Below are 12,953 nucleotides of genomic sequence, written 5' to 3' on the forward strand. Positions count from 1 at the left end.
GGACACCGAGGTGAGCGAGACGGTACTGGGCGACGGCCTGCTCGCCGCCGCCATCGCCCGGCGCCCGCCGGCCATGCTGGTGGTCGCCCGCGACGGCTGGGACACCGACGGCTGGCGGGCCGCCCACGACCGCGGCGAGCCCTGGCTGCCGGTGTGGACCGAACTCGACCGGGCCGTCATCGGCCCGCTGGTCCGCCCGGGCGAACCCGGCTGCGCCTGGTGCCTGCAGACCTGGCGCACCGCCGCACCCCGCGCCGACCGCCGGACCGCCGACCTGCGCGCCGACGGGCGGATCGCCGCCGAACCCTCGCGGTGGCTGAGCACCTTCGCCGCCGACGCGGTGACCGACCTGCTGCACACCGGCGCCGCCCCGGACCGCTGCTGGTACCTGGACCTGCGGACCGCGGCCCTGACCCGGCACACCTTCCTGCCCGACCCGCTGTGCCGGGTCTGCGGCACACTGCCGCCGGACACCGCCGAAGCGGCCCGGATCACCCCGCAGCCGCGGCCCAAGCCCCGGGCCGGGGCCACCCGCGTCCGCGACCTGTCCGAGGCCGAACTGACCGCCCGCTACGTCGACGCCGAGACCGGCGTCGTCGCCCCGCCGAACGGCATGCGCGACGCCGTCCTCCCGCTCGCCGAAGCGGTCCTGACGGAGTACGGCTACCGCGGCGAAGCCGGGTGGGGCCGCGGCCGCGACTACGCCTCCTGCCGGACCACCGCCGTCGCCGAGGCCCTGGAACGGCTCGGCGGCCAGTGGCCCTGGGGCAGGCGGACCGCCGTACACGGCAGCTACGCCGAACTCGCCGAGCACGCCCTCGACCCGCGCTCGCTCGGCCTGTTCCCCCCGGAACGCTTCCCCGACCCCGACGGCCGCTACCAGCCCTTCACCGAGGACACGGCGGTGTCCTGGGTGTGGGCGCACTCCTTCGGCCGCGACCGGCCGGTCCTGGTGCCGGAGAGCTACGCCTACTACCGGACCGAGTGGCAGCCCGGCGCCACGGCGGATCGGGGCTTCACCTTCGAGATCTCCAACGGCTGCGCGCTCGGCGGCTGCCTGGAGGAGGCGGTCCTGCACGGCATCCTGGAGATCGTCGAACGCGACGCCTTCCTGCTCACCTGGTACGCCCGGCTGCCGGTGCCCGAGGTCGACCTCGCCCGCGCCCCCGACCCGCGCATCCGGCTGGTCGCCGAACGCCTCGGGCGCAGCGGGTACCGGGTGCGGGCCTTCGACACCACCATGACCGAAGGCGTCCCCGCCGTCTGGGTACTCGCCCAGGAGGCCACCGGCGACCCGGCCCGGCCCCAGATCATCTGCACCAGCGGCTCGGCGCTGGACCCGGTCGCCGCCGTGCTCAGCGCCCTCGGCGAACTCGCGCCCATCGTGGAACAGGAACTGCGCCGCTACCCCGCCGAGGCCGAACGGGCCCGCCGGATGGCCGCCGACCCCGACCTGGTCCGCGTCATGACCGACCACTCGCTGTGCGCCGCAACCCCGGAGGCCTTCGACCGCTTCTCCTTCCTGCTCGACGGCGACCGCACGATCGGCTGGGACCGGCTCGGCCGCCGGCCCTGGCCGGCCCACGCCGACCTGCGCGAGGACCTCACCGAAGCCGTCGACCGGATGCTGGCGGGCGGCATGGACGTCGTGGTGGTCGACCAGACCTCGCCGCTGCACCGCGCCGCCGACCTGGCGTGCGTCAAGGTGATCGCCCCCGGCGCACTGCCGATGACCTTCGGCCACCGCAACCGGCGCACCACCGGGCTGCCCCGCCTGCACGAGGTGCCGCACCGGCTCGGCCACGCGCCGCGCCCGCTCACCGACGCCGACCTCAACCCGCACCCCCACCCCTTCCCATGAGCCGCGACCCCGCCTTCGCCACCACCTTCGGCGTCCGCGTCGCGGGCCTGCCGACCACCGTGCTCGACGGGCTCGTCGACCCGCGGCTGCGGCACGCCCTGCTGGCGGCGGTCGGCGCCGCCGCCGAGCTGACCGCACACGCGGCGGCGCTGTCCGAGCGCTGCCACCGGGTGATCGGGGCACAGCCCGAGCCCGGCGCCAGACCGAAACTGGTCGCGCTGCGCCGGGCCGTGCACCAGCTGCGCGACCCGGCCCGGCTGCTGGCCGAGCCGCCGGTCACCGCCGCGCTCGGCACCGAACTCGCCGCCGAAATAGCCGAGTTCGGGCAGGCCGTCGGCCGACTGCGGGACGCGCGCGAGGCGCTGCCCGCGGTGCTGGCCGAGGCCGAACGCGCCGCCTCCGCCGCACTGCGCGAGATCGCCGCCGACGCCCGCTTCGACCAGGGCCTCGCCCACGCCAGCCCCACCCTGCACACCGTCCTGCGAGGCAGACCCGGCCGGGCGGAGCTGATCCGGCTGGCCGTCTACGCCACCCGCGCCGCCACCAAGACAAGCCCGTTCAGCACCTTCACCGCCAGCGGCCTCGGCCGCTTCGTGCCGGACGGACCGGCACTGCGCCGGACCGCGACCGAGGCACCGCGCTCGATCGTCGAACTCGACCTGTCCGCCCTCGCACCGTGGACCTCCCCGGCCACCGCCGCACCCACCGAGGTGACCGTCCGGGTCAACCCGAGCGCACGGCCGCTCGCCGACAGCGTCCAGTTCATCGGCCCCGCACCGGCCGAGGACCTGCTGACCCTGCCACTCACCCCGGCGCTGCGGCACTGCCTGCGCGCCGCAGCCGGAGCACCGACCCTCGCCGCCCTGACCGCCGCGCTGCCCGCACCGCCGGACCGGGCCGCCGGATACCTGCGCTCCCTGCTGGCCACCGGCCTGCTACTGGCCACCACCGACCTGGACGAGCACGGCCCCGACCCGCTGGGGCAGTTGGCGCGCCGACAGCCCGCACTCGGCCCGCTCCGGGAGGCGCTGCGCGGCTACGCCGACGCCAGCGGCACCGAACGGGTCGCGCTCGGGCCGCGGCTGGCCGAGGAACTCGCCGGCCTCGGCACCACCGGCAGGCTCCGCGACCTGGTGACCGAACAGTCCGTGATCCCCGGCGTGGTGGCCGAGGCCGCACTGCCGTCCTGGCGGAGCGCCCTGGACGACCTCGCCCTCGCCTGCCGGCTGCTCGCGGTCCTCGACCACACCCTGCCGTTCAAGCTGGCGGTCGCCGCCTTCCTGCGGGAGCGCTTCGGCCCGGACACCACGGTGCCCTTCGACCGGTTCTACGCCGAACTGGTGCGCGAAGGCGGCGAAGTGATGCGCCTGCACCCGGCCGCCCTCGCCTTCGCCATGACCGGGCTGACCGCGACCCTCGACGCCAGCCCGGTCGCCGAAGTACGCCACCTGGTCCAGCTGATCGCCGAGGTCCGCCAGGCCCTCCCGGACCGGCACCGGATCGAGAAGGTACTGGCCGCCCTGCCGCCCTGGATCCGCCCGCCCGGCTCGGTCGCCGTCTATGCCCAGTACGACGACCTCGGCGGGCACGGCGACGGGCAGTTGATCGTCAACGCGGTGAACTCCGGCTTCGGCCGCGGCCGTTCCCAGGTCCACCGGCTGCTGCGCCGGATCGCGGACGACCCGCTCCCGGTCGACGCCGTGTACCCGGCCGACCCGCAGGACCCGCACGCGCCGCGGTACGCCGAGTTCACCCGGACCCTCGGCACCTCGCTCAACCAGCGCGACCTCACCCTGCCCGACCGGCTCGACCACCCGCCGCGCGCCCGGCTGACCGTCGGCGTCGGCCAGGACGGACTGCCGGTCCTCCTCGACGGCGCCACCCCGGTCCGCCCCGTCCACGGCGGTCTCTCCTACGAACGGCAACTCCCGCCGGTGATGGCCCTGCTGATCGAGGCCTTCGGCGAGAACCCCATCCTGCTGCGCCCCGACCAGCCGGTGCAGCACGAGGCGGGCGCAGGGAACGCGACCGGCCGGGTGCTGCACGCGCCCCGGCTCAGCATCGGACGCGTCGTGCTGCGGCGCGCCGCCTGGGTCGCCCAGCCGGGGACGCTGCCGCGCCGCACACCCGGCCAGTCGGACGCGGCGTTCCTGCTGCAGCTGGCCGGCTGGCTGGCCGAACACGGCATCCCACCGCGCTTCTTCGTCTCGGTGCTGCGGCTGGGCGCAGGCCCGGCCGGCTCGCTGACCGGCGACCGCGCCCGCAAGCCGATGTTCGTCGACCTCGGCGCCCCACTGCTGGTCGCCGCCTTCGAACGCTCGGCCCGGGACGCGAGCAGCGCGGCGGTCTTCCACGAGGTCGCGCCGCAGCCGGAGACGGCCCTCACCGACCAGCAGGGCCGGGCCCACGTCACCGAGTACCTGATCGAGCTGAACTGCCAAGGAGTTGGGACATGACGGAGCCGTCCTGGCGGAGCGTGAACGTCTTCCACCACGAGAGCGACCGGACCGATCTGCTGCTCGACGCCGTACGCCCGTTCCTGGCGGCGGTGGCCCCCGCCGTCTCCAGGGCGTACTTCCAGCCGCACTGGCGGCGCGGTCCGCACGTCCGCATCCCGGTCCTGGCGAGCGCCGAGGCCTTCGAGACCGTCGTCGCCCCGGCCGCCGAACGGATCCTGGGGGAGTACCTGCGGGCCCACCCCTCCGTGACGGTCCTGGACGAGCGGGCCTCCCACGCCGAGCACCAGCGGCTGGCCCGGCACGAGCGGGAGCACGGACCGCTGACGCCGTGGGCGGCCAACAACAGCGTGGAGACGGGGGAGTTGGACCGCCGGCTGGACGTGCTCGGCGGGCAGGCGGCGGCCGACCTGCTCGCCGACTACTACGTGGACACCAACGACACCGCCTTCGCCGTCCTGGACCGGGTCCGCGGCGGCGGCTCGAAGATGGCCCTCGCGGTCGACATGTTCATCGCCACGGCGCACCGCTTCCTGCCGCCGGTCACCTACGGCTACCTGTCCTACCGCGGCCACGCCGACGCCTTCCTGGCGAAGGGCCCCGACGGGTTGCGGGATCGCTTCGACCGGGTCTACGAGGCCAACGCGGACCGGTTCCGGCAGCGGGTCGTCACCATCACCGCGGCCTCCGACTACCACGAAGTGCTGCCCTTCGGCGCACTGCTGGACACCCTGCTGCACTACCGCGACCGGGCCAACAAGCTCATCACCGCCGGGGAGCTGGCACTCAACACGGACGACAACGGCGATCCCGAGGCCTGGGGGTCGACCTGGGCCGCCTGGTCCGCGCGCAGCCCGTTCCACCAGGCGCTCGGCGGCCACCGGGGCGCGGCCGACCAGCTCGGCGGCTGGAACACCTTCCAGCAGTACCGGGTGGTGCTCAACTGGCTCTACCTCAACATGTACCGGGTCGGCATCGGAGAGCTGGAACGCAACCTGATCTGCCACGTGGTCTCCCGCGCCGTCGAGGACGTGCACGGGGTGAGCGCGCTGGACCGGATCCAGGACCTGATCGGATTCGTCGACAGCGGCGGCCGGCTGTAGCCCGAACGCAGCAGGAGGGAGGACGTCATGAACCACGCCGTCACGGTCACCGAGCTGGTCAAGCGCTACCACCCGCAGGCGCCGCCCGCCGTGGACGGGCTCACCTTCACCGTAGGCCAGGGCGAGGTCTTCGGCCTGCTCGGCCCGAACGGGGCCGGCAAGTCCACCACCGTCGGGGTGCTGACCACCCGGATCCTGCCGACCTCGGGCCGCTGCCTGGTCCACGGCGCGGACGTGGTGGCCCGGCCGGCCGAGGCCAAACGCCTGCTCGCGGTCGTACCGCAGCGGCAGAACCTGGACCGCTCGCTGGACGTGCGGCAGAACCTGCTCTTCCACGGGCGCTACCACGGCCTCGGACGGGTGGAGCGGGTCCGCCGCGCCGACGAACTGCTGGCACTGATGGGGCTCACCGACCTGGCCGGCCGCCGGGTCGAACGGCTCTCCGGCGGCCAGGCCCAGCGGGTGGTGATCGCACGGGCGTTGGTGCACCGGCCCGAAGTGCTCTTCCTGGACGAGCCGTTCACCGGCCTGGACCCCCAGTCGCGGCTGTTCCTGCACGAGCGTATCCGCGAACTGAGCGGCCAGGGCGTCACCGTGGTGCTCACCACCCACGACATGGACGAGGCCGAGACGCTGTCCGACCGGGTCGGCATCGTCGACCACGGCCGACTGCTCGCACTGGACACCCCGCACGCGCTCACCGGGGCGCTGCCCGGCGGCACCACCATCACCGCGCAGGTCCGGCTCGCACCGGACCCGGCCGGCCACGACGGCCGGGCCGCCGAGGTCGTCGCCGCGCTCTCGGCCGCGCTGGCCGAACTGCCCGGCGTCGACGGCATCGAGCACGACACTGTGCCGCCGGCCGAGCCGGGCGCCGAACGGCGCGGGCGGTGCGGTTTCCGGGTCCGTACCGGGAAGGATCCGTCGGTCCTGCTGCCGGAGGTGCTGCGGGCCGTCGCGGAGCGGGGCGCGGGGGCCGAGTTGACCGACCTGTCGGTGGCCCGGCCGAGCCTCCAGGACGTGTTCATCTCGCTGACCGGAAGGGAGCTGCGGTGACTGCGCCGGCCGCATCCGCCGAATCCACCGCCGGGCCCGGATCCGCTGCCGTCGGGCGGCCGTCCCGTCCACCCGCCCCGGTGCTGCGGACCTTCCTCGCGGTGCTGTGGCGGGACGTGTTCACCACCACCCGGCGGCCGGGCCCGTTCCTGGTGCAGGTGGTCGTCCAACCGCTGCTGCTGTTCTTCGTCTTCGGCAAGGTGCTCGGCGAAGCCGGGTACACCCGTGGCGACTTCGGCGCGACGCTGCTGCCCGGAGTGGTGGCGCTGAACGCGCTGCTGGTCTCGCTGCAGAACACCGCGATGCCGCTGATCATGGACTTCTCCTGGTCCGGCGAGATCGAGGACCGGCTGCTCGCGCCACTGCCCGGCCGGCTGGTCGCGGTGGCCAAGATGGTCTTCGGGACGCTCTGCGGCCTGTTCGCCGGGCTGGTGATGGCGCCGATCGGGTTCCTGGTGCTCGGTACCTCGGGCTGGGCGCTGTCGGCCTGGCCGGGCGTGCTGGGCGTGCTCTCGCTCGGCTCGGCGGCGGGCGCGGGGATCGGCCTGGTCCTGGGGACGGTGGTCTCCCCGGAGCGGATCGGCGTCACCTTCTCGCTGGTGCTAGCGCCGCTGACGTTCACCGGGTCGGTGCAGTACCCGTGGTCGTCGCTCGGCCAGGTGCGGTGGTTCCAGGTGATCACCTCGGTCAACCCGCTGACCTACCTCAGCGAGGGCCTGCGGGCGGTGACGCTGCCCGGGCGGCCGTCGATCGCGCTGTGGATCGACGTCCTGGTGCTGTCCGCCGCCCTGCTGGTCGCCGCGGTGATCGGCATCCGGGGGTTCATGTCGCGCGCGCTCGGCTGAGCGGGAGCCCCGGCGGGGCCGCGAAGTCGACCATGTGCACATCAAGGTCTATTGGATGTCTATCTCGCCGTGGCATGCTCACCTCTCCTGGAGGCTCCCGCTCTTCGCCGCCCGTGTCAGCGGACCATGCCACGCCGTACCGCCGTCCGCAGACCACCCGTTCCTGCCGGCCGGCCGGTCCTGCGGCGGGTCGACCGGCCCTCCATCCGCGGGCGCGGCGGTCACCGTCACGCCCGTACCCTCGGCATTGCACGGATCATGAAGGGCATCGAAATGGCCACTATTGCGCCCGCCGGCGACACCGTCCACCGGTCCGACAGCCCCAGCCGCCCGATCCTCGACCAGATCGCCGACAAGTGGTCGATGACCGTGCTGGCCGTCCTGGCCGAACCCAGACGGTTCAACGAGATCAAGCGTCACCTGGACGGTGTGACCCAGCGGGTGCTGACCCAGACCCTGCGCAGACTCGAGCGCAACGGCATGATCAGGCGTCAGGTCCTGCCGACCTCGCCGGTCGGGGTCGAGTACTCGCTCACACCGCTCGGCGAGTCCCTGCGGGAGCCCTTCGGCCGGCTGCACGCCTGGGCGGTCGACAACACCGAGGCCATCCGCGCGCACCAACTCGCCTACGACCGCCGGATGCTCCACGACCACACCACCACCCCGCAGCCCGACCTCGGCCCCGCCACCCGACTGCCCGCGGGCATCCCGGGCTGACCACCCCCCGCGGGCCGTCCTGTCGCCCTGCGCAGCCAGGCCGCGGGGCGGCCCACGACGGTCGTGGCGCAGCATCAGGGCACGTCGGCGCGGGCAGGGACGTCACCTGCAGAGGCTCTCGAGGTCGGCGCCGCCCGCCACGTCCGTCTCCGGGACCGCGCACGGTGGTCACCTCGCCACCGGCGGGTCGCGGGTGGTGGCGGCGGCTCAGGCGAGGCGGGCGTCGTGGGCGATGATGGCGACCTGGGTGCGGTTGGCCGCCTCCAGTTTGGCCATGATCCGTCCGATGTGGACCTTCACCGTCGACGCGCTCAGGAACAGGTCGGCGGCGATCTCGGCGTTGGTCAGGCCCCGCGCGACCGCGGCGGCGACCTCACGCTCCCGGTCGGTGAGCAGCCTCAGCCGACGACGGGCCGCCTCCGCCGCGTCGCCCGCGGAGAAGGTGCTGAGCAGCCGCTTGGTGACCCGTGGCGACAGCATCGCCTCTCCGCGGGCCAGGACGTGGACGGCACGCGCCAGTTCCCGCGGCGGGGTGTCCTTGAGCAGGAAACCCGCCGCGCCCGCACGCAGCGCCGCGTGCACGTACTCGTCGAGGTCGAAGGTGGTGAGCACGGCGACCACGGGCGGGTGGGGCGTGGCGAGCAGCCGCCGGGTGACCTCCAGGCCGTCGACGCGGGGCATCTGGATGTCGGTGAGCACCACGTGCGGGCGGTGCCGGGCGACCAGGTCCACGGCGACGTCCCCGTCGCCGCCCTCGGCGACCACCTCGATCCCCGGGTCGGCGTCGAGGATCATCCGCACGCCGCTGCGGACGAGTTCCTCGTCCTCCAGCACGACGACCTTCACCGGCGGCTCGGGACGGTCGTCGATCACACGGGCTCCTCGGACACGGTGGGCATGGTGGACACGAGCGGAAAGGCTGCGTGCACACGGTAGCCGCCCTCCACGGTCGGCCCGGTACGGAGGGTGCCCTGGACGAGCGTGACGCGTTCGCGCATGCCGAGCAGCCCGTACCCGGATCCGGGGACGGCATGGCCGGACGGGCGCCTGCCGCCGCGCCGGTTGGTCACGGTGAGCTGCAACTCGCCCTGCTCCTCGGCGAGACGGATGTCGACACGGGCGTGCGGGGCGTGCTTGGCCGCGTTGGTGAGGGCCTCCTGGGCCACCCGGTACACGGCCCGGCGCACGGCCCCGGTGACGACGGGGAGTTCCGCGGGGGCGTTCAGGCGGACGTTGCCGCCGGAGGCGACGCAGTCGCGCACCAGCTCGGCCACGTCCGCCCGCACGGAGCCGTCCGACTGGACGCCGTGCACGCCGTCCGAAGTCTCCTGCTGGTCATGGCGCAGGACGTCCAGGATCTCGCGCAGTTCGGTCAGGGCCCGGGCGCTGACGGACCGGATGACCTCGGCCGTCTCGGCCGTGCGCTCGTCCGGGGCGGTCACGCTCAGCGCACCCGCCTGCAGCGCGATGGTGCTGACGCGGTGGGCGACCACGTCGTGCATCTCCCGGGCGATCCGCCGCCGCTCGGCGGCGACCGCCCGTTCGGCGAGCAGGTCGCGCTCCCTCTCGGCCTGCCGGGCGCGTTCCCGCAGCGCGTCCACCAAGGTGTGCCGCTGGCGCATCCACAGCCCCGCCAGCACCGGTAGCACCAACCAGGCCGGCGGGACGAGGAGTTGGTAGAGGATGCCGTAGTTCGGCCCCGGGTCCCAGGCCTCGGCGACCGTACAGCCGGCCGCGAGGAGGAACGACAGCAGGGTGCGCCACCGCAGCCCCCACTGCCGGGCCACCGTGTAGCAGATCACCACCACCGGGAGGACGCCCCAGCTCCAGCAGAACAACGGCGCCGCCACCACGGGCAGCCACGGGAACCGCCGGCGTACCAGCAGGGTCGGCAGGGCGACGAGGAAGGCCAGGAGCCTCCAGGGGCTGCCCCCGGCGGAGAGAGCAGGCAGCACGCAGACGGCCGCCACCGCGACATCGGCGGCGAGGTACCCGGGCCTGCCCTCCCACCAGGACAGCCGGCGGCGGTCCGGCCGGGGCTCGAAGAACTTCACCGGCCGGATCCTAGTGGGACACGTCGGGCCGTCACACGTCCCGCCGGGCGAACAGGACGCCGGCGGCGGTCAGCAGCACCGCGGTGAGGGCGACCAGCGGCAGCATCAGCAGCCACTGCGGACCCGCGCCGCCGGTCGCCTGGACCTGCGCCGCGGCCGCCCCGAACGGGACCAGGTCCTGGCTGACACCGGTGGTGAGGACCACCAGATTCTCCAGCAGGACCGGCCAGAGGATCACCACGGCGATCGACAGCGTCGAGTTCCGGGTCACCCCGGCCAGTGCCAGGCCGACCAGCGCGCCCGACACCGCGTAGACGACCGCTGCGCCACCCAGCTCGAGCGCTCGGTCCACGGGGAGCGCGGCCTTTCCCAGCAACGGGACGCTCAGCGCGTTCACCATCACCATGACCGCGGCGACGGACGCGGCGACCGCGGCCGTCAGCGCCGCCTTCGCCAGCAGGATCCCGCGGCGATCAGGCAGCGTCAGCACGGTCCGGGTGATGGTGCGGTGCCGGTACTCCCCGCCCGGCACGGTGACGCCGAGCGCGGCCAGGAGTGCGAACCCGACGAGCGTCACACCCGTCATTCCGGCGGCGAACTGCCGGACCCCGGACACCCCGTCCCGGCCCACCGCCACGTCCACCAGGACCTGCGCTGCCACCGCCGAGCCGCACAGCAGCCACGGCGTACGCAGCGAACGCAAGGCGACCCACTCGTAGGCCAGGGCGCGGCCGAACACCCCGCCCCGGCCGCGCATGGCGCCGGGCGACGGGACCGCATCCCGGCCGGACGTACTCAGCGCGGTCATGCGGCCGCCCCCCGGAACTGGGTGTGGGCGGCCGTCGCCGCTATGAAGGCGTCCTCCAGGCTGCTGCGGCGCGTACGCAACTCGCGCACCGTCAGGCCGTGTTGGGCGGCCACCGCGCCGACGCGGTCGGCGTCGACCCCGGCCACGACCAGCACATCGGACTCGTCCGCCCAGACCTGCGCGCCCTCCTGCCGCAGCAGGGCGGCCAGTTCGACCGGGCGGTCGGCGCGCACCACGACCTCGGAACGGGTGTGGGCGGCGACGAAGTCCGTGACCGGTTGCGCGGCGATCAGCCGGCCCCGTCCGATCACCACCAGGTCCTCGGCGAGCCGGGCCACCTCCGACAGCAGGTGCGAGGAGGCGAACACCACCCGCCCCTCCTCGGCGAGCCTGATCAGCAGGCCGCGCATCCAGAGCACGCCTTCCGGATCGAGGCCGTTGGTCGGCTCGTCCAGGATCAGGTACTCCGGATCCCCCAGCAGCGCCGTCGCCAGACCCAGCCGCTGCCGCATCCCCAGGCTGAGGCCACCGGTGCGGCGGTGACGCACGTCGTCGAGGCCCACCAGGGACAGCACCTCCCGCACCCGCCGCGCCGGCAGACCCGCGCCGGCGGCCACCATCCGCAGATGGTCGTGGGCATTGCGGGCCGGGTGCACCGCACCCGCGTCCAGCAGCGAACCGACCGTCGCGACCGGGGATCCGAGCTCCGCGTAGCGGACACCACCGAACGTCGTGCTCCCCTCCCCGGCGTCCAGACCGAGCATCAGACGCATCGTGGTCGACTTCCCGGCGCCGTTCGGCCCGAGGAAACCCGTGACCACCCCCGGCCTGACCGTGAACGACAGACCGTCCACGGCGAGCGTGTCGCCGTACCGCTTCCGCAACCCCTGTACCCGGATCATGCCGTTCCCTTCCACCCGGTCCCTCGCCCCCATCGGACGAACGGTCTCCAGACTCCGCCCCACCGGTGGGGCGGCACATCACACGACCGGGCAGGCCCGGTACGACTTTCGGGTAACCCTCGGCGAGCGCAAAGACGGACGTCACGGGTGGCGGCCCCGGGCCACGATTCGGGTGGTCGAACGGAACCGATCGACACCACACCCAGCAAGGAACACACCGATGAACGCACTCTCGGCTGCCCTGCCACCCGCCCGGCTCGAGGCGATGGGAGACACCGGCCGGCTCGTCCTGGCCGGAGGAGCGATGACCGTGGCGCTGGCCGCCGCACTCGCCGCCCTCCTCCTCGCGGTCGCGGCCCTGGTGAGCGTCGTACGCTCCCGGCACTGCACCGCCACGAAGATCCTCTGGCTGGCGATCGTCCTCCTCGCCCCCTTCCTCGGCAGCCTCGCCTGGTTCGCCCTCGGCCGCCGCGGACGCCGCGCGGCATCCCACTGACCGGCCACACCCGACCCGGCCCACCCCGGCCCGACGGCCGGCTGCAGATTTCGCCGTTCCGTCGGGTGTGCTCGGGAAAACGAGAGGTGGGCCGTCCCGGAGCATTCTGGTTCCGTGGGGCCGGAATTTCGTGAAATTCGAACAGTGCTTTCGGAGACCCGGCCGGGCGGCCCGGCCGGGCCAGCGGGCACCCCAACCAGCCTGCTGGGCAGGTGTGTTGGCGGCCTCGGACCTCGGAGCCGGAGGCCCTGGGGGAGAGCTCCGTGGCGCTCGGGGGCGGAAATGTCCACCCCATGGCGGGTTCGGGTCTGCTACTGTCGTCGTAGTTGCAGTAGTGGTTCCCATGAACTTTGTGTGCGCCTGCTGATGTTCCGCAGGCGCCTTTTTGTTTCCCGGCTCTCTCCGGGTGGGTGCTCATCGCGGCGACTCGGAGCCCGCACTGTGCGCGCTCCGGACAGCCCCTTGAAGGAGATTTCTTTATGGCTAATGGCACTGTGAAGTGGTTCAACGCGGAAAAGGGCTTCGGCTTCATCGAGCAGGAGGGTGGCGGCCCCGACGTCTTCGCCCACTACTCGAACATCAACGCCAACGGCTTCCGTGAGCTGCTCGAGGGCCAGAAGGTCGAGTTCGACGTCACGCAGGGCCAGAAGGGCCC

The 12,953-nt window shown here is 73.7% G+C and carries 12 protein-coding genes; 8 read left to right on the top strand and 4 right to left on the bottom strand.

What is annotated here, in order from left to right; translation table 11 throughout:
• Positions 1 to 10 precede the first annotated feature (10 nt).
• The 6 genes from AB0D08_RS05625 to AB0D08_RS05650 all read left to right on the top strand — a co-directional run bounded on the left by AB0D08_RS05625 (position 11) and on the right by AB0D08_RS05650 (position 8,038).
• The gene (locus tag AB0D08_RS05625; RefSeq protein WP_359886308.1) at positions 11 to 1,861 is read left to right on the top strand and encodes a TOMM precursor leader peptide-binding protein; all 1,851 of its coding nucleotides are present in this window, start codon (positions 11 to 13) and stop codon (positions 1,859 to 1,861) included.
• Complete coding sequence (locus AB0D08_RS05630) at positions 1,858 to 4,317, top strand: lantibiotic dehydratase (protein ID WP_359886309.1); 2,460 nt, start codon at positions 1,858 to 1,860, stop codon at positions 4,315 to 4,317. Before AB0D08_RS05625 ends, AB0D08_RS05630 begins: the two co-directional genes overlap by 4 nt.
• On the top strand, positions 4,314 to 5,420 hold the full coding sequence (locus AB0D08_RS05635; protein WP_359886310.1) for a thiopeptide maturation pyridine synthase: 1,107 nt from the start codon (positions 4,314 to 4,316) through the stop codon (positions 5,418 to 5,420). The genes AB0D08_RS05630 and AB0D08_RS05635 overlap by 4 nt, the downstream gene beginning before the upstream one ends.
• A 27-nt stretch (positions 5,421 to 5,447) precedes the next feature.
• Complete coding sequence (locus AB0D08_RS05640; protein ID WP_033822904.1) at positions 5,448 to 6,476, top strand: ABC transporter ATP-binding protein; 1,029 nt, start codon at positions 5,448 to 5,450, stop codon at positions 6,474 to 6,476.
• Positions 6,477 to 6,556: 80 nt separating this feature from the next.
• Positions 6,557 to 7,321, top strand: coding sequence for an ABC transporter permease (locus AB0D08_RS05645; RefSeq protein WP_033822920.1), 765 nt, complete (start codon positions 6,557 to 6,559; stop codon positions 7,319 to 7,321).
• Between the two features lie 273 nt (positions 7,322 to 7,594).
• Positions 7,595 to 8,038 (top strand): helix-turn-helix domain-containing protein, encoded by a 444-nt coding sequence (locus tag AB0D08_RS05650; protein WP_082526860.1) that lies wholly within the window; start codon positions 7,595 to 7,597, stop codon positions 8,036 to 8,038.
• A gap of 207 nt (positions 8,039 to 8,245) precedes the next feature.
• On the opposite strand, the gene AB0D08_RS05655 is transcribed toward AB0D08_RS05650, so the two are convergent.
• The 4 genes from AB0D08_RS05655 to AB0D08_RS05670 are packed head-to-tail and all read right to left on the bottom strand — an operon-like array spanning position 8,246 to position 11,802.
• A complete protein-coding gene (locus AB0D08_RS05655; RefSeq protein WP_359886311.1) occupies positions 8,246 to 8,911 on the bottom strand; it encodes a response regulator transcription factor in 666 nt (221 codons plus the stop codon).
• On the bottom strand, positions 8,908 to 10,092 hold the full coding sequence (locus AB0D08_RS05660; protein ID WP_359886312.1) for a histidine kinase: 1,185 nt from the start codon (positions 10,090 to 10,092) through the stop codon (positions 8,908 to 8,910). The genes AB0D08_RS05655 and AB0D08_RS05660 overlap by 4 nt, the downstream gene beginning before the upstream one ends.
• Positions 10,093 to 10,123: 31 nt before the next feature.
• Entirely contained in the window at positions 10,124 to 10,900 is a 777-nt protein-coding gene (locus tag AB0D08_RS05665) for a hypothetical protein (RefSeq protein WP_359886313.1), read from the bottom strand.
• Positions 10,897 to 11,802, bottom strand: a complete 906-nt coding sequence (locus AB0D08_RS05670; RefSeq protein WP_359886314.1) for an ATP-binding cassette domain-containing protein — start codon at positions 11,800 to 11,802, stop codon at positions 10,897 to 10,899. Before AB0D08_RS05670 ends, AB0D08_RS05665 begins: the two co-directional genes overlap by 4 nt.
• Positions 11,803 to 12,022: 220 nt before the next feature.
• On the opposite strand from AB0D08_RS05670, the gene AB0D08_RS05675 reads away from it, so the two are divergent.
• Both AB0D08_RS05675 and AB0D08_RS05680 read left to right on the top strand, forming a co-directional pair.
• The gene (locus AB0D08_RS05675) at positions 12,023 to 12,298 is read left to right on the top strand and encodes a PLD nuclease N-terminal domain-containing protein (RefSeq protein WP_359886315.1); all 276 of its coding nucleotides are present in this window, start codon (positions 12,023 to 12,025) and stop codon (positions 12,296 to 12,298) included.
• Positions 12,299 to 12,777: 479 nt separating this feature from the next.
• Positions 12,778 to 12,953: cold-shock protein (locus tag AB0D08_RS05680; RefSeq protein ID WP_359886320.1), on the top strand; the 176-nt coding region annotated here is incomplete at its 3' end.

It is taken from the genome of Kitasatospora sp. NPDC048540 (genome assembly GCF_040651175.1).
Taxonomy (GTDB): Bacteria; Actinomycetota; Actinomycetes; order Streptomycetales; family Streptomycetaceae; genus Kitasatospora.

Excerpts from the sequence above, each read along its gene's own strand:
- AB0D08_RS05630 (WP_359886309.1), top strand. The coding sequence starts at position 1,858 with ATGAGCCGCGACCCCGCCTTCGCCACCACCTTCGGCGTCCGCGTCGCG.
- AB0D08_RS05635 (WP_359886310.1), top strand. The coding sequence starts at position 4,314 with ATGACGGAGCCGTCCTGGCGGAGCGTGAACGTCTTCCACCACGAGAGC.
- AB0D08_RS05640 (WP_033822904.1), top strand. The coding sequence starts at position 5,448 with ATGAACCACGCCGTCACGGTCACCGAGCTGGTCAAGCGCTACCACCCG.
- AB0D08_RS05650 (WP_082526860.1), top strand. The coding sequence starts at position 7,595 with ATGGCCACTATTGCGCCCGCCGGCGACACCGTCCACCGGTCCGACAGC.
- AB0D08_RS05665 (WP_359886313.1), bottom strand. The coding sequence starts at position 10,900 with ATGACCGCGCTGAGTACGTCCGGCCGGGATGCGGTCCCGTCGCCCGGC.
- AB0D08_RS05670 (WP_359886314.1), bottom strand. The coding sequence starts at position 11,802 with ATGATCCGGGTACAGGGGTTGCGGAAGCGGTACGGCGACACGCTCGCC.
- AB0D08_RS05675 (WP_359886315.1), top strand. The coding sequence starts at position 12,023 with ATGAACGCACTCTCGGCTGCCCTGCCACCCGCCCGGCTCGAGGCGATG.